The organism is Limnoglobus sp. (assembly GCF_059499385.1).
In genome coordinates this window covers 43,754-64,192 of sequence record NZ_JCABYM010000111.1, presented here as the reverse complement: position 1 = coordinate 64,192, position 20,439 = coordinate 43,754, and the positions used below count along the sequence as shown (strand labels likewise).

Here is a 20,439-nt window from a genome sequence, read left to right as displayed (position 1 = left end):
TGCCACGCAAACGGAGGATGAGATGAGCAAGGTGATCACCGACGTTGTTCGGGAGAAGTACGCGGCGGTCGCAGTTAGCGACCTGTCGAGCGAGAACGCCGGTGTTCACGCCGTGGCCGAGGCGTTTGGCTACTCGGCGGAGGAGTTGTCCAGCATCCCGGCCGGGGCGAACATGGGGCTGTCGTGCGGTAACCCGACGGCCACTGCCAACCTGCGCCCCGGTGAGGTGGTGGTTGACCTGGGCTCGGGCGGCGGCCTCGACGTGTTTCTCGCGGCCAAGAAGGTCGGCCCGACTGGTAGGGCAATCGGCATCGACATGACGCCGGAGATGGTCGAGCGGGCCAACGCCAACGCCAACAAGCAAGGCCTTACAAACGTCGAGTTCCACCTCTCGACCATCGACAAGCTGCCGCTTCCCGACAACTCGGTCGATTGCGTTATCTCGAACTGCGTCATCAACCTGGCTCCGGACAAGGGGGCGGTGCTCCGTGAGATCTTTCGCGTGCTAAAGCCCCGCGGCCGAGTCGCAGTCTCCGACATCGCGCTTAAGAAGGAACTTCCTGCTGAGGTGGGCCAAGACCTCATGGCTTACGTCGGCTGCATCGCCGGGGCCATTCCGATTTCGGACTACGTCTCGGGCCTGAACGCCGCCGGGTTTTCGGCCGTGCAAGTTGTGGACGCGATGAAAGACCTAAACGCCTATGCCAAGGTCGATGGGCAGGGCGGCTGCTGTCCGCCGGCGATGGAGGATCCTACTCCGGCGGCTGCCTGTTGCACCCCGGCCCCGGCCGGCTCGTCAGCGTGCTGCACCCCGACAGGCGGCGAGAAGTCGCTCCAAGCGGTCGCAGCGGCCGAATGCTGCACCCCGGCCCCGAGCGGCTCGTCGGCCTGCTGCACGCCGAAGCCCAGCACCAAGGTGCAAACCGTTCACGGTGGGCTGGGCGAGCTGCTTCAAAAGTACGACGTGAACGAGTTTGCCGCCAGCGTCCAGGTCTACGCGGTGAAGCCGTAATGCCACTGACCGCGAACGGCGACCAGCCTCCGGTCGCATCGCAATCGGCCAAGCCCGGCACGCATTCCCTGCGGTTGCCTGGCGTTGAGTCGCCTTTTGTCCGGTCAGCGACGCGGGGACGGGAAGTAAATCACCAGTTGGAGAGGAGAGCGGCATGAGCGAGAAGAAGCGAGTTCTGTTCGTCTGCGTCGAGAACAGCAACCGAAGCCAGATGGCGGAGGCCTTCGCCCGAATCCACGGCGGCGACGCCGTCGAGGCGTACTCGGCCGGCAGCCGGCCTTCGGGGAAAGTAAATCCCCGGGCCATCCAGTTCATGAAGGAGAGAGACTACGACCTCTCCACCCATAACTCGAAGGGGATCGATCGGTTCAACGGCCAACCCATCACCGCGGCCGTCACAATGGGCTGCGGCGATGCCTGCCCGCTGGTTCTTGCTGAGCTGCGCGAGGACTGGCAAATCCCCGATCCGAAGGAGCTTCCCGACGACGAGTTTCGCCGCATCCGTGACCTCATCGAGGAGAAGGTGAAGTTGCTCCTCGCGTCCATCGGCGTGACCGGAGGCGCGGCATGAGTGCGACCGAAACCCACACCCCGCCGGCACCGGTCGAGTCGAACGACGCCCCCAAACGGATGAGCCTGTTCGAGCGCTACCTCACGCTGTGGGTGGCGCTTTGCATGGTCGCCGGTGTCCTCATTGGCCGCACGCTCCCCGAGGTGACCCAGGCCCTTCGCGGGCTTGAGTTCGGCAAAGGAAGCCAGATTAACGGGCCGATTGCGGTCCTCATCTGGCTGATGGTCGTGCCGATGATGATGAAAATTGACTTCGCGGCCTTGAAGGGCGTCTCGCGGAAGCCGAAGGGGCTTGCGGTCACGCTGCTCGTGAACTGGCTGGTGAAGCCGTTCGGGATGTTCGCCCTCGGGTGGCTGTTCTTCCAGCACCTCTTCCTGCCGCTCATCGGGGAAGACTTGGCCCGGCAGTACACCGCTGGGGTTGTCATCCTCGCCGCGGCCCCATGCACGGCGATGGTCTTCGTCTGGAGTTACCTGACGGACGGCGACCCGGCGTACACGCTGGTGCAGGTCGCGGTGAACGACCTGATCATGCTCGTGCTCTTTGCACCAATCGTCGGCCTCTTGGTAGGCGTGGCGGGACTCGCGGTGCCGTTTAACGTGATCCTGCTCTCGGTCGCGGTGTTCATCATGGTGCCACTGGCCATAGGGATCCTCGTCCGGCTGCTCCTGGTGCGGTCAAAGGGGAAGGAGTGGTTCGAGCGGGACTTCCTAGCTCGGTTCCAGCCGGTGGCGGTTTTGGCCCTGCTGGCAACGCTCGTGTTCATCTTCGCGTTTCAGGCGGACAACATCCTAAACCACCCGCTCCACGTCGGGCTTATCGCGGTGCCGATTCTGATCCAAGTCTACTTCAACTCCGGGCTGACCTACGGGCTGATGTGGGCGCTTCGCGTTCCACATAACGTGGCTGCCCCCGGCGCGCTTATCGGGGCGAGCAACTTCTTCGAGCTTGCGGTGGCGACCGCGATTGCCCTCTACGGTCCGGAGTCCGGGGCGGCGCTAGCGACCGTAGTCGGCGTCTTGGTCGAAGTTCCCGTGATGCTCTCTGTGTGCTCGTTTTGCAGCCGAACGCGGGGATGGTTTAGCGGTCCGCAGTTTGCTGCCTCCTGACCGCCCCGTGATGCCGTTTCAGGCAGGGGAGCTGTCTCCCTTGCCTGCTTCTTCCTCGCGTCGTGCCAAGTCGGCCACGGTGCACCAGCTAGCCCCGAGTCGTTGTTAAGCGGCTGGGTTGGCGCGGCTCACCAAAGGTCTTCGATAAACCGCTTCACATTGATCTGCGAAGCCCGGCCGACCGTCTTGATGATGTGCTCCGCGGCTTGGTCGTCGATATCCCGGTCCCACTGGGCGAAGTTCGCGGCCGGAAACTCTTCAAGGAAGATCTGCTTAACGGCATGCTCCGCATCTTCGATGCGGGTGATCATGCTCGAGTTCACCAGACAGGTAGCGATGACTCGGCTCTTCTTCACGTTCATCTCCCAAGGGGGGGGCGCACGGGTGCGGCCCGATTCATTCTCAACTTCCTTGCGGTGCGACCACGACTTCGACACGGAAGTCACCGGTGCGAACCGACACGTCGTTCTCCAGCGCGGCCGGATTGTCGCAGACGCCCGCCGGGTCGTAGACGAAGCAAACCAGAGCCTGGCAGTCCGGGTGAGAGCGGTATCGCTCTTTGTCCTCGGTCAGTTGGGAGATTACCTCACGCTGGTTCAGTGACCGGCGGGTCATCTTGACCTCGATCATCACTCGCTCGGGCTTGAGTAAGAAGTCCGTGCGGGTGGATCGCCCGCCGTAGCTCGGGGTCCACTCCTCGGCCCGGACGTCGGGAAAGTGCAGCCGGAGGAGCGCGTGCATGGCGTCCTGCACGTCGTACTCGTCGGTGAACTGAATGGTGTTGCGGCTCTCCCGGCGAACCTGAATCTGCCGGGCGAAGTGGTGGAACCGGCGACAGAGAACCGTCACAAGCTCTAGCGCGTCCTGGGTCGGCCGGCTCACCTGCCACGTGGCCGCGAGGTCCGACTCAAGGCGCTCGTGTGCGGCACGCCGGAGCGCGTGATACAGCACCGCGGCGCGGGCGACATCCGTCGGTTCGACTTGCGTGACCGCCGCGGTCTTGAGGATCGCCTCGTCAACCGCCCGAACGTCAAAGTGCTTCGTCCCGGCGTGCTCTGCGGCTGACGCGACCCACCGGAGGGCGGCAAGCTCCTCCGCCGTCTGACACGCAGCGGGTGCCGGCCAGTCACCCGACCACTTGACGCCGAGGTGAGACGCCGCAAGGCGGCCAATCACCTTCGCCCACAGGCCCGTTACCGCCGTGGTTTCGAGTCGGCGAAGAACACCGGCAAGCCACGCCCGCTCGGGCGAGTCGGCTGCGAGCAGCCTGCCGGCACCGAGAACGATGCCGTAAAGTTCCAGCGGGCGGAAAGGAAATGCCTGTCTGTCGGGCGGGAACGGGTTCTTCTCACTGAGCCGCTTTACCCCGGCTCGCCACTTCTCGGCCAAATCGGGCGGCGCGCTGCTTAAGTGAGCGAGCTGGTAGCCGGCCACGGCCAGAGCCGGCGCGCGGCCGACTTCAACACCGTCCAGCGCCGACAACGCAGGCCGGCCGGGCACGGGACCAGCTTCTCCGGCGGAATCGAACACATGCAGGGCGAACATTGCCTCGGGGCTGTCGGGCCGCCACTCCTTGGCGATGAACCCGACAAGCTCGTCCAGTTGGCGGCCGTAGCTTAGCAGCAGCGGTGAGGTCATAAGAACCACCGGTTGAAGCGCAACTTCGTGTTGAGCGTCGCCGGCGACCAGTCGCCGACGGCCGGGAGCCTGGCGAGTAGGTCGGCGATCAGCTCCGAGTAGTAGATGGTCACCGGGGCGTAAGCCGGAAGCGTCGAGCGCCAGGTGAGCGAGGTGAACTTCAGCACCTGCTCGGCGAGGTAGTCCAGGTCTCGGTACTGCGACTCGCGGTGGAGGTGGATGAGGAGCGGCGAGGGGAGTGGCGAGGCGGGCCGCTTGAGTTGGTGCGGCCCGTTCGTCGTCAGCAGCCGGGTGTACCGGCCGAGTTGGGCGATGGTCCCGCGGGCCGGAGCGAAGACCCCCTTTCGCCCTTGCCCTGGTCGCTTCTCGTGCCCCTGCTGTTCGCTGTCGAAGAGCTTAAACGAGTGGCTCGTCTCGATGGTCAGGAAGGCGAACTCGATGTTGAGGCCTTGCCCCACTTTGGTGACGCAGTCTCGGACGATCTGCGCCACCTCCACGTTCTTGAGCGGCTTCCTCGCGTGAAACACAACCCGGACGGTGTGGCCGGGCCGCCACCCGTTTCGCTCCCGCAGATCTTCCAGGAGGCTCGTGATCGTCGTGCGGAGCACCTCCGGGTACTGGGCGTAGTTGCAGACCCGGGAGACGTTTGACAGCAGGTAGTTGCCGTCGCCCCGGAACACGGTCGTGATGCCCGTGTAGCGGTGCCGCTCCTCGAACCGGCTGTTTGACAGCTCGGCCATGCCCATCCCGACCACGATCTCGTCGTCCGCGTTCTGGGCCTGGGCCACCGTCCACGGCGTCCCGCCGAGCTTGGCGTACATCGCCGTGGCGATGTTCGGTAGCTTCCACTGGAGGTCCGACTCGGCGGCCGAGATGGTTGAGAAGCGGCTCTGCTGGGAGACGATCCCGTGCATGAGCAGCGTGGCCTTGGCGTGCAGGTACGGGTTTATCGCGTCCGGGAGCCTCGCCTGGGCGTCTTGGAGGACGACAAAGGCGGCGTCGTAGCTTGCCTCTGTCGTCGCCAGGTGCTCTTCGATGGTCCTGCGGTAGGCGGGCGCGACCTGCTCTTCACTCAGTCCCAGCAGTTGCACCGAGACGGGGGTGAAGGTCGGGTTTGCGAGCCCGAACGTGGCGGCAAACCCCTTCTGGTAGGTCGAAGCTGACGCCGACGGGATGCCGTTCTTGAAGTGCCCGATGAACGTGCTCACACGCCCGGCGATCTTATCCGGGGTGATGACGAGGATCCGCGGGGAGCGCTTCGTGAAAATGTCTCGGTCAAACGGCCCGAAGCGGAGCAGCCCCGGCCACGCCCAGACGTGCCGCTTGGTCTTGGCGGCGTCGTAGCAGTGTTCGACATCGCCGGCGAACCGCACCGACTGGAAGTCGGGGGTGTTTGTCAACTCGATGCGGTCGAGCACGCGACAGCTAAGGCCGTGGGCGAGCGGGATCAAGTCCTTCTTCCAAAGGAACTTCCCCATCTCTGTGATCAGTTTGTCGAGGTCCGCCCCGAGAAACAGCTTGCCTTCCTCTCGCTGCCGCGCGACCTCGAACCGGTCGTACTGCCGCTCCCCGAGCAGGTGGCGGAGCGAGCGGGAGAAGGCCGAGCGGCTCCCCTCGACCCAGACATCTTCGGTCGGAACGCTTCGGGTGTCGTCGAACGATTCTTCAAGCTCGACGTGACCGCCTGCCACCGCCCGGATGGTGCCGACAAGCGCCTTCTGACCCGGCACGGGGGAGCGCCGGATGACCGCGAGGCCGGACAGGTCGATCCCGGCGGCGGACAGTTCGTCCACCGGTGCCCGAATCTGCCACCGGGTTTCGATGTCCACGAACAGGCCGAGCGTGGTCTCCCCCTCCCGGTCCTCGATGATCTTCGGCTCCAGGTTGAAGCGAGGCTTGATGCTGAACAGCTTGACGAGGGCGGGCAGATCTCGCCACCCGTTCGTCACGCGGCCGACGATCTCCATCTCCTGCTTCCGGGCCAGGAACGAGAACGACCGGCGGCGGCGGCGATACGGCGGGTAGTCGGGAAATAGGCTTGGGAGAACGTCGCCGATGCGGCCGGCGACGACGTGAAGCGTGTCGAGGTCGCTTGTGTTGTAGACGTGCCGAGCCCCCGGCTGCCGCTTCGGCGACTCGACGAGGGGGAGGCCGAGTACCCGGCCGCCGCGCCAGTAGAGGAACCACTCCTTGGCGTGCTCGTCTCGCAGGGCATCGACTGCCTTCGAGTCAGTCTGCTCCGCGACGCAGCCGGTAAAGGACTGATCGCTTAACTCCAACCGAAAGCCGTTTAGTGTAATTGCCATAAGGGACCGGGTTGGGCTTCGGGTTCAGTGCGGGTCGTGACGTGGTAGCTTCCTGACTTCCGTCGAGCGATCGCCCCAAAACCCCACGAGCATGCTGCTTCCAAATCGTGGCGGCAATGTCAGTTGCCGCGGTTCTCATTAGGCATTGTCCTACCGATGGAAGATCTCGCCGAGCACGGCGAAGAACTCACCCAGACGAAAGTCGTCCCGAAACAGTCGGTGTTCGCGCAGTCGCAGGACGCCGGCCGAGGTTGGCGTGCCGAAGTGGTCGCCCACGATCGCGCACCCTCTCACGAACCGGTCATCGGAGCGGCTCGCTTCGCCGAGCTGCCTGGCGCGGTCGTACTCCCCCTCGGTCATCATGCCGACGATGGTGTAGAGGTCGAGAGCGTGGTGCCGGCCGAGGTCCTTGTTCGCGTCCGCTTGGCGATCGTCGAACGCGAACAGCTTCATCATCAGGTACGGGAAGGCCTCCGGGACGAAGACGGTTGCCGTGTGCGCCTCGCCTCCCGAGCGGGTGCCGCTCACGGTGATTGAAACCGGTCTGTCTTCGAGGTAAAGCGCTTCCTTCGTCTCGTAGGCGTGAAGGCCGACACTCTTACCCTTCGGCCGCACCCGCGGCGGATTGACGTGGAGCTTCGAGCGGTGCTCGTCGGTTGGACCGACGAGTAGGTCGATTTTTACCTCCTGCGCCACCCCGCCGACCGCGACCGCGCGCCTCCACTGAAGGTACTCCGCCCCGGCCACCGGCTCGTAGCCGAGGCCGCGGATAGCTGCGGCCACGGCTTGGCTCCTTGTGACATCGGTCAGCACGTCAGCACGGAGGAATACGTCGATGTCGTTCGTCGCCCGCGGCTCCGGCAGCTCGGCAAAGAGTGTCCGCTCTCCGCGGGCGGTCAGGTGGTGGCGTTTGAGGAACAGGCCGAAGCCGCCGCCGACGGTGATCGGCACCCGCTGTCCGTCGAGGGCGAAGAGCAGGTCGAGGAGATTCGTCCGGAGCGGGTCCATCACCGTTCCTTCCTCCCTGCGGCGCGTGCGACCTCGTCGAGCACGACACGGCGGACCTGCTCGGCAGTCTCCCGGTCGCGCTTGTCACCCGACCAGAGTTCGAGAAGGGTCTGCACAGGCGAGGCGAGGAAACTCTCACGGCGGTCGAAGTAAACAGTGTCGTCGCGGGTCTCAACAAGGTTCAGGGTGGCAAAGCGGTCCGTCCTTTGAAACCGCTCGCCGAGGAATTTCACCAGGGCGTCGATTCTCGAACAGTAGAACGACTGGGCCGCTTCCCGGGCCATCACCGCGTAGCCACCCGCTGAACTCGGCCCGGTGAGCACGGCCCTGCCGCCGGTCTCGGCTTCCCACCGCGTAAGCATCGTCAACAGCTCCGCTGTCTCCCCCCGGAACTTACCCGTCAGGCGAGCACCGGTCTCGGGCGGAATAAAGTTCTCGGCCAGGAGGTCGATGAGCTTCTCCGGCTGGAGGAGATTTAGGCGGGTCGCCCCGTCCCGCGTCTTCTCGATGACGAGGTCGTCGGCCAGCGCCTTGCAGACCTTGGACACGGTGGCGAGCGTGACCCGCCCGCCGCGGCGGGTCAGCTCGTCTAGGGCGTCCTGCACCGAGGAGAACTCCGGGCAGGTCAGGAAGAGCCTGGCGACGACCGAGCTGGTCCGCCGGTAGACGTTCTTGATCGCGGATTCGGACCGGAACCGGTTAGGCTCTCCAGACCGGACCACCAGCCACCTTCCTGGTACGACGACGAGGCCGTTGCCGCACAAGTCGATGCCGCTGACCTTCTCGGATTCGAGCTTCGAGATGGCATCACGCCCCAGGAACGACGTGACGACGAGGGGCAAGGCGTTCCTTCTCGCGGCATACTGCTTTGCCTGCACGATGGCGTCATCGAGCGACTTCGCCGTCAGAAACCGCTTACACTCGGCAACGAAGGTGAGTGACGTCTCCTCCCACGAGAGCTGAAGGAGGGCATCGATTCGCTTGCCGGGTAGCCTGTCCATCTCGTCGGCCGACTGGACTGCGACGGAAAACGGATCGAACCTGATCTCCCCAAGTCGAAGCATAGAAAGGATTTCAGACTCGGTCGGCATTTGCCCCCGGGTCATGTCCGCCTCAGCTAGGGTGGTGGTTTCGAGTGCCATTTTCCGATTATAGACCATTTTCCTGTTCAGGAAAACAGCGCCTTTTAGGAAAGTGGCCCCGTAGCTGCCAAGAGGGGGACGCTAAACGGGTTAGGGCAGAAGCGGTCCGAGTTCCTTGGCCGTCGAGCGGAGAAGCTTGAGCGCGTCCTGCTTGGTCCCGTGCAACAACTCGTCGCACACGTCTTCTGCGTCCGTGTCGGGGATCACTGCCCAGAGGCAGACCGCGCGCCGTCGCTTGAGCCGGACGGCCTGGCGGAGGAGGAAGCGGGTGACGGACGGATGCTCGGGGCAGAACCGTTCGAGCCCGTCACGGGTGGCGATGCCGACGTAGGACTTGAGCATGATCCGGTTCTACCACGGCGCTGTACATCGGCTCAAGAAAATCGAACATCCGCCCGCGCGATGATCGCGCCGCGTGTTGGCCGACCCACCGCGAGCAGAGATCCGTGCCTGAGAACAAGGTGGGTCGGCCAACTGCTAGCGACAGAAAAACCGCTCACTTCCGCAAACTCGCACGCGCTACCAGTTACGGACAACGCCGTGCCGCGGAGCGCGGAATCGGCGGTGGTCATGGAACATGCCGCGCGAGGAAGCGCGAAACTGCCGTAAGCACGGCATCAAGTGAACGGGCAAGATGCCGCGCAGCAGACAGGCCGAGGGCGGTAAAGAGCGGGCACGGCCGCAAGCCGTGCCCGCGGTATTGGTCAGTACTCTTCGGGCAGCAGCACGGTCGTCAAGCTCCGGTCGGCCTCGGTGATGAGCCAGAACTTCACGCCGTCGTGCCGGTAGGCGGAGAGGAGGCGAAAGCCTTCTCGAAGGCTCAGCTCGTTCTCCTCACGATCATCTTGGTTTACCTCGCCCCAGTCACCGGAGACGTGTCGGCGAAGTGCTGCCCGCACTTGCTCTTCGGGAATGCTTTGAAGCGCCCCCGGGGTGATGACGACGGTGCCGAGCGAAAAGCGCGGCTTGGTTTCGGATGCTGACATGGTTCGTCCTCGCAGGTTGTTCGTTACCGAGTGGGCCTCTCCCCCGAAGGCCATGTTTTTCGCCCCGGGATCGGCCCTCTCACGCAAAGCTGGAGGGCGAGCCTGGGGTGAAAAACATGGAAACAGCCGGGTGAGGTGCCGGACGGAGGCGGACAGCCCGGCGCGTGCAAGCCCGTCAGTGACGGAGCCACGCTCCGGCACGGGCTTGCAGCCGGGAGCCGCCTTCGGCCGGTGCCGAAGCCGTCCGCAAGCGGGGAGCGAGGCAGAAGTGTCGAGCGAGGGGGGAGCGGGGGGCGTTGAGTGCGGGTGTTGTCTGGGGGTAGCCGTGGTTCAGTGCGAACCTGCCTGAAGAGCACTCCACGGAGCGGGTCGCCGCGTTAGGATTGTGTCGTCGGGCTAACCGGCTCGACCTTCAACTTCGGAATCTAATCGTTCTCTCCCCGCCAGGAGAAGTGAGTGGCTCTCTCGTGAGGGACCGCCACTAAAAACACCGGCAGGAGTCGGCGAGATGTGCCGTGGCACTTCCTCGCGGCTCATTACCTTCCACTCGTCCCGTCAGGAAGGAAAAACAACGACGGGAAAGCCCTTCACCGTGGTGAACGGCGAGTTGGACGAGCACGAGTAATGCCCCTGTAACGACGCTTCGGCGTGACTTCGTGGGGATTAACTCTGCTCGTCCTGGAGAAGGCCCCTTGTGGGTCTTCTCCCTTTTCGAGGTTACCGCGGTTCATTCTCCGTGAGGCATTGACGGCTTCCATGATGGAGTCGTCAAGCCTGTGCCCCAGGCGAAGGGTGGGGCTAAGACTCGGAGACCAAGGATGAAGAATGAAGTGATTGAAGGTCGGTACTGTAAGTGGATGCACATCGAGAACGGAAACACGATCGTGCGTCGGGTTCACCGGATCGAAGTGCAGGGAAAGGACGGCCGGCTTTACGTGCTTGAGGACGACGGGCTTCCCGACACGGTCGTGATGAACACGGGAGTTGGGTATCGGGGAAAGCATCTGGCCCAGGTGCTTCTCGACCCGAAGCCCACACTCGGCCGGGAAAGAGTTCAGCCAGGGGATAACCCCTGGCCGAACGGCCGTGACGCTCTGCACGTCTCGGCCGGCTTCATGGGACTGCTGGTGATTAGGGCTCTTGCTTACGGCGTGAGTGCCTTCGCCAGCGGGCTACACGAAGCGGTGCTCAGAACTACGAGTTGGTAGCGCACCAACTCCCCGGACGAGTGGGATTTCTCCCCGGGGTAAGGTTCAAGTTCAAGGTTCAAGTCACGCTGGCCCCGTTGGAGCGGGGACGGCGCAGACGGTTCGAGCGGGAGGTGAAAATCCCACTGCGGGTGCGGCTTGTATCGAGCAAGTCGCGCCCGCTTTTCGAACACCCCACTTGGCCATCAAGCAGCCAGAGGCGGGGTACTAACAACAAAGCCGAGCCGGGGATAAACCGGACGGCAACCAGTGAGAGAGAATACTGCCATGACTCAAACAACAATGAAAGGAGATTTTGTCGGCTTCGAGCACCCGAGCGGGCTGAAGTTCGAGGTGCCAGCAAGTGTCGTAAAGCTCGACCCGGGGGAGCTTCGCTCAAGCCCCTGTGCGAACCGACTGCTTGATGTCGAGGACACTTGCGTCGCCGTCGCCCGGCACGTGTCGATCGATTGGGAGGAGACGGTCACAAGCGAGCACGGCACGACTGCCCTTGAGAAGATGGGCAAGGCGCTACTCGTTTCGGTCCATCGTGACCGAGCCGAGACTGGATTCGTAGTCGTGACGTGTACGGAGCGTGGTGAGACGTGGGTGGTTCTTGAGGACGAGTTCCCGCCGCTGCGAGCACGGCGGGAACTAAAGCAGATGCACTAAGTAATCACCAAAAGGCCGGAGCGTATCTCACCACGCTTCGGCCGCTCACCGCTTACGCAATGAGTCGGGTCGGGGAGGGTATCAGCCCTTCCCGGCCTCTTTTTGTTTGCATAGGGCCGGCTCCGAAGTCAAGCGACAGGGTGCGTGCCGAAAGCCCCCGGGGTTAACCGGCTGATTTAAGGAGCAGGCAGACATCGTGGACCCGGGGGATGATGCTTATCGGGTACTCCTTACTCGCTGCCGATGTTGTGCCGTGACTGAACCGGATGATTTCCGGGGCCGCGAGTTCAAGCCCGACCTGCTCCGCGACCGCAAAGGTCCGAAAGGGCAGCGCGTGGTAACGGCCACCCTCGCGGTGATCGCCCATGAGAACACCCGTGACGCCGCGCGGGGTCATCACGCCGCGGCAGTTTGCGAGCACGTCCCCGAGGCGGGCAAAGAAGTCGTCAAGCGTCGGCGCGTTAGCAAGGCAGCGGGGGTCGTCGCTCCAGCGAATCATCTTCCAGTACGGCGGGTGCAGCCAGACGAAGTCAAACGTGCCAAGCCCCACGTAGGATGCCGGGTCGGCCGCGTCAAAGCCCGAGCGGATGTCCTTACTCACGCACTCGACCCCGAGTTCGAGACACACGTCGCGGCACGTCCCGCCGCCGGACATGGGGTCGAGCACCCGACGGGGCCGGTAGTAAAGGAGAAGGTCTCTGATAAGAAGGCCCGAGCAGTTGCCTCGGTAGGAAGCACTTCCGTACGCCCCGCGGCCGGGCGTGCCGTGAATGCTTGAGAGCCACGGCACTGGGCTTTTGGTTCTCGGCAGCGCCGGCAACGGGACATGCGTTCGGGCCTCCGGCGACCCCGGGTTGTGCGGCAGCTCACCCTTTGTCATGCTTACTCGACGCGGGTCCATCCGACGGCTCTCTTCGATGTATCGCTTCTTTTCCTGTTCCATCTTTGTGCTCCGACTTCTCGGGCCGAGACGCCGAAGCATCTTCCGACCACGGGTTTTCTGTCTGGCCCTGCCCGTCACGTTTTCCCGGTTCCGGGGGGTGGGCCTCTTCACCCCTGGTTGGGAGGCCCACCCCCCGTAAGCGGAGAAAACAAGATCTCGCCGCGGCCCTACCGGGCCGCGTCTGCCTGATTCAGGAGGCGCAAATCGCCGCGGTGGAAGCGGAGCCGGTGCATGGGCAGTGGCGAAGCGAAAGCGGAGCGAAACGGCCGCAAGGCCGGCACGCCCGTGCGGCGGAGCGGGCGGTTCGAGAGCAAGATTTGAAAGGCGAGAGCGGGAGGCGGGTGGCGCGTCCCCAGAAGTCAATCAGCGTCCGCTCTCTTCGGGCCAGCACGGTTCATCACCGGCCAATTCGGATAGAGCGGACGCTTCCGCGCTGACGACTACGGGGCGGCTTCCTCGGCGGCGACACCTTTCGCAGCTAAACGCTGCTCGTAGATCCAGGTGTGAGCCTGGTCCGCGAGTTTTGCCACGAGCGGAAGGTCATCCCGGTCGAAACTTGCTGCGTCGGCCCACTGGCCGGAGTCGTCCTTGTAGAGCCTAGAAAGGGTCACGGAGTGAAACGGTCCGCTGACCGAGTCGTTTTCCCAGACCGCTGCTCGAATGCGCCCCAGGCGAAGTTCGTGGACAGGTTTTTTCGCTGACATGCTGCCTCTGCTAAGTGAAGTGCCGGTTTGACGAAGCCCCCTTCCGACCGCGCGAGGCGGTGAAGACGGCCAAAGAGAAGACCGAGCCGAGGGAGGCGGGGGCTGAGGTCCGCTTCCCTCGAGTCGGTCGGGCAACGACAGCGGGCGCACGCCGTAGTGAGGCAGAGGGTCCGAGCACAGAAGAGTCTTCCGAACTGCCGTCGGCAGCTCGGGAAGAAAAACCGGAGCCGGGCGAATCGGTCAATGACCGACCCGCCCGGTCCCGGCGAGTGTCCCATACGGGACTAAAACCGCACCTATAACCTAATCTGTGGGATCCTCGGCCTCGTCCAGGCGGCCGCTTATCGGGGAGCCGCCCGGACCAAGCCGTGATACCTCGTACGCGAGAACAACCGCGTCCGTTATGCTTTGCTGTCGGCCGCAGATCGCCGAAACTTGAGACCGAACTTTAAGTCGTTGATAAAAAGTCTCGGCCGCGCCTACGGAGCGAGGAGCCCATCCTCGACCAGCACCGGGCCAAGCTCAATGAGCAGCGCCTGCACCTTCTTTAGAAACGGCTCGGCCTCGGGCCGAAGCTCAAACGCATAGAACTTCCACTGCGGCCTGTCGTTGCCCCGCCGCGGCTCGGCCCCGACGCGAAGAAGTTTCGCAAGTCCCTGCGGTGTCTGTTCGAGGCAGCCCATCGTGACGAGCCGACTGTACGAGACCGGCTGAAGAACGCCGGGGAACCTCTCGTATGCGTTAACTCCCGGGGATGGCTGGGTGTAGCCCTTGGCAAGGAAGACCGCGAGATCCTGCTTCACCTCCGGGGAGAGGGCTTTGGCTCGAAGCCTGTCCTTCTCCGCCTTCGTTTTCAGTGCCGCGGTTTCGAGATCGACTTTGGTCCTCTCAACCTCGGCCTTTGCCGTCTCCCGCCGGGCGTCCGCCCGGCCGGCAAGCCGAACCGCCTCGCCTTTTGTCTCCGCCATGAGCGCCGTCGCTTCCTTCCTGGCCACTTCGCGGGCAGCTTCGATGACCGTGGCGGCTTCTAACGCTTCCTGAAAGTCGATTGACTGTATCGCGGCCTGAAGCGTCGGCGTGCCGCTCGGCACCGGGCCAACCTTGGCGAGTGAAACGATGGCGGCGAGCCGGCTCCGCGAAGCCCGGGCGGCGTCCCTTGTCGTCCTGGCCCGGGCAAGAAGCTGTTGAAGCTTCTGCTGCGTGTCATCCGTCTGCTGAAAAGAGTTGTCAGGGGAGGCAAGTGCCTTCCTCACCGGAGCGACGACCTCGTCGGCCTGGAGTTTCATCCGCGCGAAGTCATCCTTGGCTGGCCGTTCGAGTTCGTAGACAGCGCGAAAGGCCCGAACGAGCTGAGCCTGTCCGGCGACCGCGCGGCCGGCGTCGTTTGTAAGGAGCGGCGTGATCTCCGCCTCGAAGCGATCGAGTTCGGCGAGGCCTTCGTCTGCGGTGCGACTGACCTCGTCGGCCACGCCGGCAGCCTGCTGCTGGGTAAACTTCGCCCGAGCCAGGATGTCGCGCCGCGCCGTCTCGGCCGCGACGGCGTCGTCGGCCTTCTTTCTCGACTCGATGGAGGTGGGGGAAGCGCCCGCCGGCGGCGGCTGGCCGCCGGTCGTCACCGCGGCGGCTGCCGGAGGTGTCGCGGGCGTCGTGGACGAGCTGAGGATCCCCGTCCGGCCGATCAACACGGCGGCAACACCCACCGCTGCGATGATGAGGAGCGTCTGGGGTCGAAAGAACCACCGGCTCGGCCCGGTCGCTGGCGGCGGCACGAGCGTCGGCCGGTTGAGGGGAGTGCCCGGGGCCGTCATCTGAGGCTCCTTGTGCTTCTGGCTGGGAGTGAGGGTCGTGGTTTGTGGGCGGTAGTTATCAAGGCTTGAGCGTTCTTCTGACTTCGGCCCACACCTTCGCGGCGTGAGCGGCGTTTAACGAGCCGGCGTCGCCGGCGACCGGAAGCCCGCCTGGTCCGAGGTCCGGCCAGTCCGCCGTCTGCCGCATGGCGTACTCCTCGGGCGAGATGTGGAACTCGCTGACGAGCGGCACCCAATAGCTGTGAAACTGCGTCAGCCCACTGCCCTCGCTAAACCGGACAAGGCTTTCAAGGGGAGTCGAGCTGATCTCGATAATGTCGTTTGCCTCCACCCGGGCGGAGCGGGTGTCGGAGACGCGAAGCTCGCCCGTGGCGGAGTCGGGTGAGAGCGGGTGAGCACCCGACTGAAACCAACTGAGCGTCACGTCCCGCTTCTCGCCGGAAGTTTCCTGAATTCTCTTTTGCTCCAGCTTGCTCGAAGCCTTAAACGCCTGCTCGAAACCGACGCTCGACTCGACCGTCTCGACCAGGTCGCTGCCGATCCGGCTCGCCTTGAGTTGTGCGACGTTCTGGTGGGCAAGGACGAGGCTGATCCCCATCGAGCGAGCTTGCTCTAATAATAGTGCAATATTTGAGCTAATGACCTGCTGAAACTCGTCGATGAAGACGTAGACCCGCTGCTTTGCCGTCTTGTCGCGCATGGCGGCGGCGGCAAAGAGCACGTAGAGGGCGAGTTTGGCGACCGCCGTAACGGTCGTCTTCTCGATGGCGGTCGAGAGGTAGAAGTAGACGACCTGGCTTTTTCGAAGCACGTCTGGAATCCGGATCTGCTCGGCAAACACCTCGGGCGGGGCGGTTGTGCCCGTAGGAGTTGCGACCAGTGGCCCGACACCTGCGAGTCTCTGGGCGAGAGCCGGCAGGTGCCGGGCCTCTTTCCAATCATCTCGGTTTCCCGGGTAGTGCCGTTGGTCGGAGAGGAGAGCCGAGAGGTCCCGAAACGACTCCCCGACGCCCACACGCCGGATGTATTCGAGGAGAACGATTTCGTTCATTGACGAGAAGAACGCCTCGCCGAAGCCGGCCCCGTACTCGGCCGAGAGCGCCTGGAGGATGGTCTGGGCGAGTTGATTCGTCGTGGTGAGGGACGCCAGGTGGTCGGGCGAGAGCGGGTTAAACACGTGGCTCGTCCGCCCGACGACGTTCGTAAACGCCTTAAACGGCACTCCGGCCGCCTTGGCCTCCAGGTAGCAGTTCCAGAGCAAACTCGAATCGCCCTTGAGGTCGAGGACGACTACGGAGCAGCGCTCGTCGGGGAGCGGCACCCCGCCCGCCTCGGCCTGAAGCTCGGCGAGCCAACTCTGCCGGGCTTCGGACTCACCCGCGATGAGTTGCGTGATGAGGGTTGCGAAGCTGAGCGAGGTCTTCCTCGACCCCGTCCCGCCGTGGATCCAGGCGTGGTTACTGAGCAGCCGTCGATCGAGATAAACCGGGTAGCGAAAATCCCGGCTCTTTCCCAGGTAGAGGTGCCGCCGCTCAAACTCATCTTTCGAGTAGAGGATGCGGGCGATCCGGTTGTCCCAGGCGACGTTTGACGCCGGCTTACCCCTTCTCGGAATCATGATTCGGTCTCTTCCCTTCGTTCGAGGCCTTCGTGGTATGCCTGAAGCACCGGCCCGGTGAGGAACACGAACGTCGCCGCGACGACCAGAAGTGGCACGAGGAGCGAGGCGACGGCCGTATGCAGAAGAGTTCTGTCGTAAGCGGCCTGAATCTCCCCGCGAATTCTTTCCTCTTCGTGACGCCGGTCCTTTAGCACCTGACAGTACGCCGCCAGCTCCTCCGAATCGGAAAGCCCGGCGACAAAGTCCCGCTCGTCGTCAGTGACGGCGGGGCAGGCAGGGTCGTACGGAAGCAGAGGGTGAGCTTGCGCCGGGTGAGTTGGCGGCAGCTCGACTGCGACCGAGGCTGAAAGAAGTGTGAAGACGATGAGCGCCGAGATGCCCCGCCACCGCCAGGCCCGAAGCCAGACGGTTGGGAAGCGGAAGAAGCCGGGTGCCTTCGCGCCGGCCCTGTCGTAGGTGAGAAAGACGCGGGCGGCATGAGCGCACGCCACCGACGCCCGGCCGACGCTCGCCCCACTCGGCCAGACGAATGGAGTCATGGCAGAAAGGGCCAGAAGGTAGCCGAGTGCCCCGTAGTAGCCAACCCGAGCGAAGAGAAGCCCGACCGCGAACGCTGGCAGAAGTGCTAGCGCCGCACGGTGGTAAGCGGCAACTTCCGGCGTCTTGTTAGCGCTCCACCCTTGCTCAAGCTCATCCCAGGCTCGCCGGCAGATATTTCCCGTTGACCAGTCGTTTAGAATGTTCGCCGCGGTGTAGAACACATACTGCTTGGCCACGAGGTGAGAGAGGGCGGCGGTAGCGAGGAGGCCCGCGGCAAAGAGCGTTTCGTAGCCGGCAAGGCCCGTGACGAGCGTTGCCTGCACCCTTGCGGCGGTCCATAGGATGGTCATCGTCAGACTGACCCCGAGGTAGTGGGCCGCGAATCGAGAGCCGGTGAGGAAGTGACAGGCGGTAAGCCCGACGAAACCCGCTGCGAGCCAGAGCGGGACATCAAGTGCGAGTGGGCCGAAGGTGCCGATGACCAAGCGGGGGACAAGGCCGAGAACGGCCGCGGTGATCGATACTGCGGCGATAGTCCGGACCGCCTCGACCTTCGTCTGCCGAAAGGCGAGTGGGCCGATGGGGTCGAGCCGCTCGTTTAGCTCGCACGTATCGACTGCCAGGTTGCCGTCTGCGTCGTGCGGCAGCCCTGCGACGTTCATCGGGTCCGGGGCCGGCTTCCAACTGGGGTACACGTTAAGCCTCGGAGACGAGTAGGGAGAGAAGGGACGGCACGACTTCGACCACGACCTCCACCGCATCAAAGAGGTCTTCGTCCGGGCGTGGAGACTGCCTCCTCAGCGCGTTACGGATCTGCCTTGACTTGCCGTCCGTCGCGGTGACGACGCCGACGGTAAACGAACCCTCAAGCATCACCGAGCGAAACGGCAGCAGCTCATCGCGGCGAAGGATTAGCCGCTGCACCTTCTTTGCAAGGCGACGGGCTTGAGCCCCGAGGTCCACCACTACGAGCCCGACCCGGCAGATGTCACCCGTTTGAAGGAAGTAAGCGGACGCCGGAAGCCCCCGCGACTGGAGCGTCGGGAACTGCGCTCGGAACTCGCCGGCTGTCAGCTTGACGAAACCCTTCATGGCACAGAACTCAAGCGTTCCAAACGCCGTAGCAAGTGCCTGCGGGCCGAGCGCCTTGGCTCGCCGGGGCGGCAGTCCGAGTTGTCGAACCCCCTCCCGGCCGTGGACGAAGTAGAACTGGCGGCCGACGAGCGGAAACGTTGCAAGGGTTCCGTTCTCGACCCGCTTTGCGAGCCACTTCTGAATTCCGTTCGCGCCGATGTCAAACGCCGGGCACCGCCCCACGTCCTCGGCGGTGGTCAACCCGAAGCGGTTGATCCGGTCGCGGATCCAAGCCAACCGGGTAGCTTCGTCGTCCATCCGATCCTCACCAGATTTCGTAAGGGGCGTCTTTTCGCCAGCAGGCCCAGTGAAACGCTTCGAGCCTCGCGGCCGGGTAGCCGGCTCCGAACTCGATGACCCGAGTCGTCTGTCCGCCCTCAGCCCGAAGCTCGGCGTCCGGCCGCTTAAGCCCGCGGCCCATCGCCGGTAGCAAATCTTCTCCGACCCACTGGCTTGCCATGTCCGGCAAGCGAACGAGGTAGTGCATGTAGACGGAAGACAGCCCGAGGTCGTGGGATGCCTGATACGGGGTCGGCACACGCCCGCGAGCGGTTCCGCCGAGGAGGTTAGCAGCCCGTTTTGCGGCGACGTAGACGGTGGTGCGTCTTGGCGGCTCTTTCCATCGGGCTTGGAGCCGCCGAGAGAGTTCGTGGAAGTCAGGGGCGGCAGAGCCAGCCTGCCACGCTGCCGCTGGGCCTTCGAGGCTCAGCACCGGCCGGGCCTGTAAGTACCGTCTGAGAAGCAGTCCCGCCTTGATGAGCAAGGAAAGACGCTTGAGCGCTGCCCGATCGGAAGCGGCCTCCGGCCAGAGCAGGCGAACGTGCTCCCAGGCAAGAAGCCTCACCTTCCCGCACAGAGCTTCGAGCAGGAGGAGGTCACGGGCGGTGAGCGTCATGGACCGCTCTCACCTCGTGGCCGCCGGTCTCTGCGAGCGGCCGACGGTCCCGGAGGATGAGTGAGGGCCGTCGAATTCGCGTTTGCCGCCACTGCTGCGGCGGCCTGAGCGATTTGCTGCGTGAGGGACGGTGAGGCTTTGGGCTGCTCTTGTTCGGACTCGCCGTCGCCGCCACCACCGGCTGACTTACCCGCTCCGAGGGCGGGCGGTGCAGGCGGGGTGGGGAGGACGGGGACCGCGCCCGCCGGCGGCTCGTCGCCGTCTGGAGGGCCGGGCCGGGAGGACACAGGGTCGATCTCGTCGAGCGCGTCCTGGACTCCGGCCAGCACTGCTTCTTTGAACTTGGCCCTGACGTAAGCGAGAATATTTAGCACGGCGGGAGAGGCTCCCAGATCGAAGGCGAGTTCGAGGCGCAACTGCCTCTATTCTCGCGCACGAACCCCCGTGCAGCACGAAACGGATACAGCGGGATACACGGGCTTAGCGGGGGAGATGCGGGCAAAAGGTGAAGCGTCGGCCGCGAAGGAGATGGAGAAGGCGATTTGTCGGAAGCGGGGGAAGGGCCGACGGTCGAAAACCGTCGGCTTGTCCACCCCCGCCTGGCGGCCCGGGTATCAAGCCCAGTGACCGCCGAAACCGAGGCGACTGATTTTACCTTCCACGAAGTTGAAGCGATCGTCCCGCCGGCGTTCCTCTCGGCCCAGCTCGACGGCCCACGTCATGTCCCAGTCGTCGGCGTCGAAGAACGCGTCCCAGGACACGTCCTCGATGACGCTCGGCATGCAGCAGAGCCAGGCGAGCTGGAAGAAGGTGAACCTGTCGAAGTTCTGGGTCAGAAACGCCAACCCCAGCACCTCCAGGTTAAACCACAGCGGCCGCGGCCCGTCCGGGTGGAACTCCGAGTCCGGCCTGCTGACCGACAGCCAGATGTCTCGCTGGTCGGACAGGTCCCGCCGGAGGAACACGTTGACGAAGAGCCGCTGGAGCAGGTCGATGAACTTCGGCCGCATCGCCTCGTCTGGCTCGATACCTTCGAACTCGTAGCAGACGTAGAACTCGGCCTTGTCCTGGACTTCAGCCAGCTCCGGTCGCAACTCTCGTGGCTTCAGATTGGCGCTCATGACTGACCCCTTGTGGAACGAGCACAGTTTTCCAGAGGTGAA

The 20,439-nt window shown here is 64.1% G+C and carries 20 protein-coding genes; 5 read left to right on the top strand and 15 right to left on the bottom strand.

The features are described from left to right. Positions 1-22: 22 nt before the first annotated feature. The 3 genes from arsM to arsB all read left to right on the top strand — a co-directional run bounded on the left by arsM (position 23) and on the right by arsB (position 2,692). The gene (gene arsM / locus AC5JJ2_RS20110; RefSeq protein WP_495859815.1) at positions 23-1,012 is read left to right on the top strand and encodes an arsenite methyltransferase; all 990 of its coding nucleotides are present in this window, start codon (positions 23-25) and stop codon (positions 1,010-1,012) included. 154 nt (positions 1,013-1,166) lie between these two features. Beyond that, on the top strand, positions 1,167-1,583 hold the full coding sequence (locus tag AC5JJ2_RS20105; RefSeq protein ID WP_495859814.1) for an arsenate reductase ArsC: 417 nt from the start codon (positions 1,167-1,169) through the stop codon (positions 1,581-1,583). Then, complete coding sequence (arsB, locus tag AC5JJ2_RS20100; RefSeq protein ID WP_495859813.1) at positions 1,580-2,692, top strand: ACR3 family arsenite efflux transporter; 1,113 nt, start codon at positions 1,580-1,582, stop codon at positions 2,690-2,692. Before AC5JJ2_RS20105 ends, arsB begins: the two co-directional genes overlap by 4 nt. 128 nt (positions 2,693-2,820) lie before the next feature. Here arsB and AC5JJ2_RS20095 read toward each other — a convergent pair whose 3' ends face one another. The 7 genes from AC5JJ2_RS20095 to AC5JJ2_RS20065 form a co-directional block, all read right to left on the bottom strand. Next, on the bottom strand, positions 2,821-3,003 hold the full coding sequence (locus AC5JJ2_RS20095; protein WP_495859812.1) for a hypothetical protein: 183 nt from the start codon (positions 3,001-3,003) through the stop codon (positions 2,821-2,823). A gap of 91 nt (positions 3,004-3,094) precedes the next feature. Beyond that, a complete protein-coding gene (locus AC5JJ2_RS20090) occupies positions 3,095-4,330 on the bottom strand; it encodes a PD-(D/E)XK nuclease domain-containing protein (protein ID WP_495859811.1) in 1,236 nt (411 codons plus the stop codon). Next, a complete protein-coding gene (gene ago / locus AC5JJ2_RS20085; RefSeq protein WP_495859810.1) occupies positions 4,327-6,636 on the bottom strand; it encodes a protein argonaute in 2,310 nt (769 codons plus the stop codon). Before ago ends, AC5JJ2_RS20090 begins: the two co-directional genes overlap by 4 nt. A 150-nt stretch (positions 6,637-6,786) precedes the next feature. Further along, the gene (locus AC5JJ2_RS20080; protein ID WP_495859809.1) at positions 6,787-7,647 is read right to left on the bottom strand and encodes a hypothetical protein; all 861 of its coding nucleotides are present in this window, start codon (positions 7,645-7,647) and stop codon (positions 6,787-6,789) included. After that, positions 7,644-8,786: a hypothetical protein gene (locus AC5JJ2_RS20075; RefSeq protein WP_495859808.1), complete on the bottom strand. Its 1,143-nt coding sequence runs from the start codon at positions 8,784-8,786 to the stop codon at positions 7,644-7,646. The genes AC5JJ2_RS20080 and AC5JJ2_RS20075 overlap by 4 nt, the downstream gene beginning before the upstream one ends. Positions 8,787-8,876: 90 nt before the next feature. Continuing rightward, a complete protein-coding gene (locus AC5JJ2_RS20070; RefSeq protein ID WP_495859807.1) occupies positions 8,877-9,128 on the bottom strand; it encodes a hypothetical protein in 252 nt (83 codons plus the stop codon). Between the two features lie 362 nt (positions 9,129-9,490). After that, positions 9,491-9,772, bottom strand: coding sequence for an SH3 domain-containing protein (locus tag AC5JJ2_RS20065; RefSeq protein ID WP_495859806.1), 282 nt, complete (start codon positions 9,770-9,772; stop codon positions 9,491-9,493). 818 nt (positions 9,773-10,590) lie between these two features. Here AC5JJ2_RS20065 and AC5JJ2_RS20060 point away from each other — a divergent pair. Beyond that, positions 10,591-10,980 (top strand): hypothetical protein, encoded by a 390-nt coding sequence (locus AC5JJ2_RS20060; protein WP_495859805.1) that lies wholly within the window; start codon positions 10,591-10,593, stop codon positions 10,978-10,980. 267 nt (positions 10,981-11,247) lie between these two features. Further along, on the top strand, positions 11,248-11,631 hold the full coding sequence (locus AC5JJ2_RS20055; protein ID WP_495859804.1) for a hypothetical protein: 384 nt from the start codon (positions 11,248-11,250) through the stop codon (positions 11,629-11,631). Between the two features lie 163 nt (positions 11,632-11,794). On the opposite strand, the gene AC5JJ2_RS20050 is transcribed toward AC5JJ2_RS20055, so the two are convergent. From AC5JJ2_RS20050 to AC5JJ2_RS20015, 8 genes are all read right to left on the bottom strand, one after another. Next, positions 11,795-12,574, bottom strand: a complete 780-nt coding sequence (locus AC5JJ2_RS20050; protein WP_495859803.1) for a hypothetical protein — start codon at positions 12,572-12,574, stop codon at positions 11,795-11,797. 440 nt (positions 12,575-13,014) lie between these two features. Next, positions 13,015-13,278, bottom strand: coding sequence for a hypothetical protein (locus tag AC5JJ2_RS20045; protein WP_495859802.1), 264 nt, complete (start codon positions 13,276-13,278; stop codon positions 13,015-13,017). A gap of 479 nt (positions 13,279-13,757) precedes the next feature. After that, positions 13,758-15,086 (bottom strand): hypothetical protein, encoded by a 1,329-nt coding sequence (locus tag AC5JJ2_RS20040; RefSeq protein WP_495859801.1) that lies wholly within the window; start codon positions 15,084-15,086, stop codon positions 13,758-13,760. Between the two features lie 58 nt (positions 15,087-15,144). Then, the gene (locus tag AC5JJ2_RS20035) at positions 15,145-16,704 is read right to left on the bottom strand and encodes a type IV secretory system conjugative DNA transfer family protein (protein WP_495859800.1); all 1,560 of its coding nucleotides are present in this window, start codon (positions 16,702-16,704) and stop codon (positions 15,145-15,147) included. Beyond that, positions 16,701-17,942, bottom strand: coding sequence for a hypothetical protein (locus tag AC5JJ2_RS20030; RefSeq protein WP_495859799.1), 1,242 nt, complete (start codon positions 17,940-17,942; stop codon positions 16,701-16,703). Before AC5JJ2_RS20030 ends, AC5JJ2_RS20035 begins: the two co-directional genes overlap by 4 nt. A 1-nt stretch (position 17,943) precedes the next feature. Continuing rightward, entirely contained in the window at positions 17,944-18,639 is a 696-nt protein-coding gene (locus AC5JJ2_RS20025) for a hypothetical protein (RefSeq protein ID WP_495859798.1), read from the bottom strand. A 7-nt stretch (positions 18,640-18,646) separates the two neighbouring features. Then, on the bottom strand, positions 18,647-19,276 hold the full coding sequence (locus tag AC5JJ2_RS20020) for a hypothetical protein (RefSeq protein ID WP_495859797.1): 630 nt from the start codon (positions 19,274-19,276) through the stop codon (positions 18,647-18,649). Between the two features lie 614 nt (positions 19,277-19,890). Beyond that, positions 19,891-20,397 carry a hypothetical protein gene (locus AC5JJ2_RS20015; RefSeq protein ID WP_495859796.1) on the bottom strand — a complete coding sequence of 169 codons (507 nt, stop codon included), beginning with the start codon at positions 20,395-20,397 and terminating at the stop codon, positions 19,891-19,893. Positions 20,398-20,439: the final 42 nt, after the last annotated feature.

What these genes read in the sequence shown, in the direction of transcription:
- AC5JJ2_RS20025 (WP_495859798.1), bottom strand. Translation starts at nt 18,639, where the DNA reads ATGGACGACGAAGCTACCCGGTTGGCTTGGATCCGCGACCGGATCAAC.
- AC5JJ2_RS20060 (WP_495859805.1), top strand. Translation starts at nt 10,591, where the DNA reads ATGAAGAATGAAGTGATTGAAGGTCGGTACTGTAAGTGGATGCACATC.
- AC5JJ2_RS20050 (WP_495859803.1), bottom strand. Translation starts at nt 12,574, where the DNA reads ATGGAACAGGAAAAGAAGCGATACATCGAAGAGAGCCGTCGGATGGAC.
- AC5JJ2_RS20015 (WP_495859796.1), bottom strand. Translation starts at nt 20,397, where the DNA reads ATGAGCGCCAATCTGAAGCCACGAGAGTTGCGACCGGAGCTGGCTGAA.
- AC5JJ2_RS20075 (WP_495859808.1), bottom strand. Translation starts at nt 8,786, where the DNA reads ATGGCACTCGAAACCACCACCCTAGCTGAGGCGGACATGACCCGGGGG.
- AC5JJ2_RS20055 (WP_495859804.1), top strand. Translation starts at nt 11,248, where the DNA reads ATGACTCAAACAACAATGAAAGGAGATTTTGTCGGCTTCGAGCACCCG.
- AC5JJ2_RS20105 (WP_495859814.1), top strand. Translation starts at nt 1,167, where the DNA reads ATGAGCGAGAAGAAGCGAGTTCTGTTCGTCTGCGTCGAGAACAGCAAC.
- AC5JJ2_RS20040 (WP_495859801.1), bottom strand. Translation starts at nt 15,086, where the DNA reads ATGACGGCCCCGGGCACTCCCCTCAACCGGCCGACGCTCGTGCCGCCG.
- ago (WP_495859810.1), bottom strand. Translation starts at nt 6,636, where the DNA reads ATGGCAATTACACTAAACGGCTTTCGGTTGGAGTTAAGCGATCAGTCC.
- AC5JJ2_RS20090 (WP_495859811.1), bottom strand. Translation starts at nt 4,330, where the DNA reads ATGACCTCACCGCTGCTGCTAAGCTACGGCCGCCAACTGGACGAGCTT.
- AC5JJ2_RS20020 (WP_495859797.1), bottom strand. Translation starts at nt 19,276, where the DNA reads ATGACGCTCACCGCCCGTGACCTCCTCCTGCTCGAAGCTCTGTGCGGG.
- AC5JJ2_RS20045 (WP_495859802.1), bottom strand. Translation starts at nt 13,278, where the DNA reads ATGTCAGCGAAAAAACCTGTCCACGAACTTCGCCTGGGGCGCATTCGA.
- AC5JJ2_RS20070 (WP_495859807.1), bottom strand. Translation starts at nt 9,128, where the DNA reads ATGCTCAAGTCCTACGTCGGCATCGCCACCCGTGACGGGCTCGAACGG.
- AC5JJ2_RS20035 (WP_495859800.1), bottom strand. Translation starts at nt 16,704, where the DNA reads ATGATTCCGAGAAGGGGTAAGCCGGCGTCAAACGTCGCCTGGGACAAC.
- AC5JJ2_RS20095 (WP_495859812.1), bottom strand. Translation starts at nt 3,003, where the DNA reads ATGATCACCCGCATCGAAGATGCGGAGCATGCCGTTAAGCAGATCTTC.
- arsB (WP_495859813.1), top strand. Translation starts at nt 1,580, where the DNA reads ATGAGTGCGACCGAAACCCACACCCCGCCGGCACCGGTCGAGTCGAAC.
- arsM (WP_495859815.1), top strand. Translation starts at nt 23, where the DNA reads ATGAGCAAGGTGATCACCGACGTTGTTCGGGAGAAGTACGCGGCGGTC.
- AC5JJ2_RS20065 (WP_495859806.1), bottom strand. Translation starts at nt 9,772, where the DNA reads ATGTCAGCATCCGAAACCAAGCCGCGCTTTTCGCTCGGCACCGTCGTC.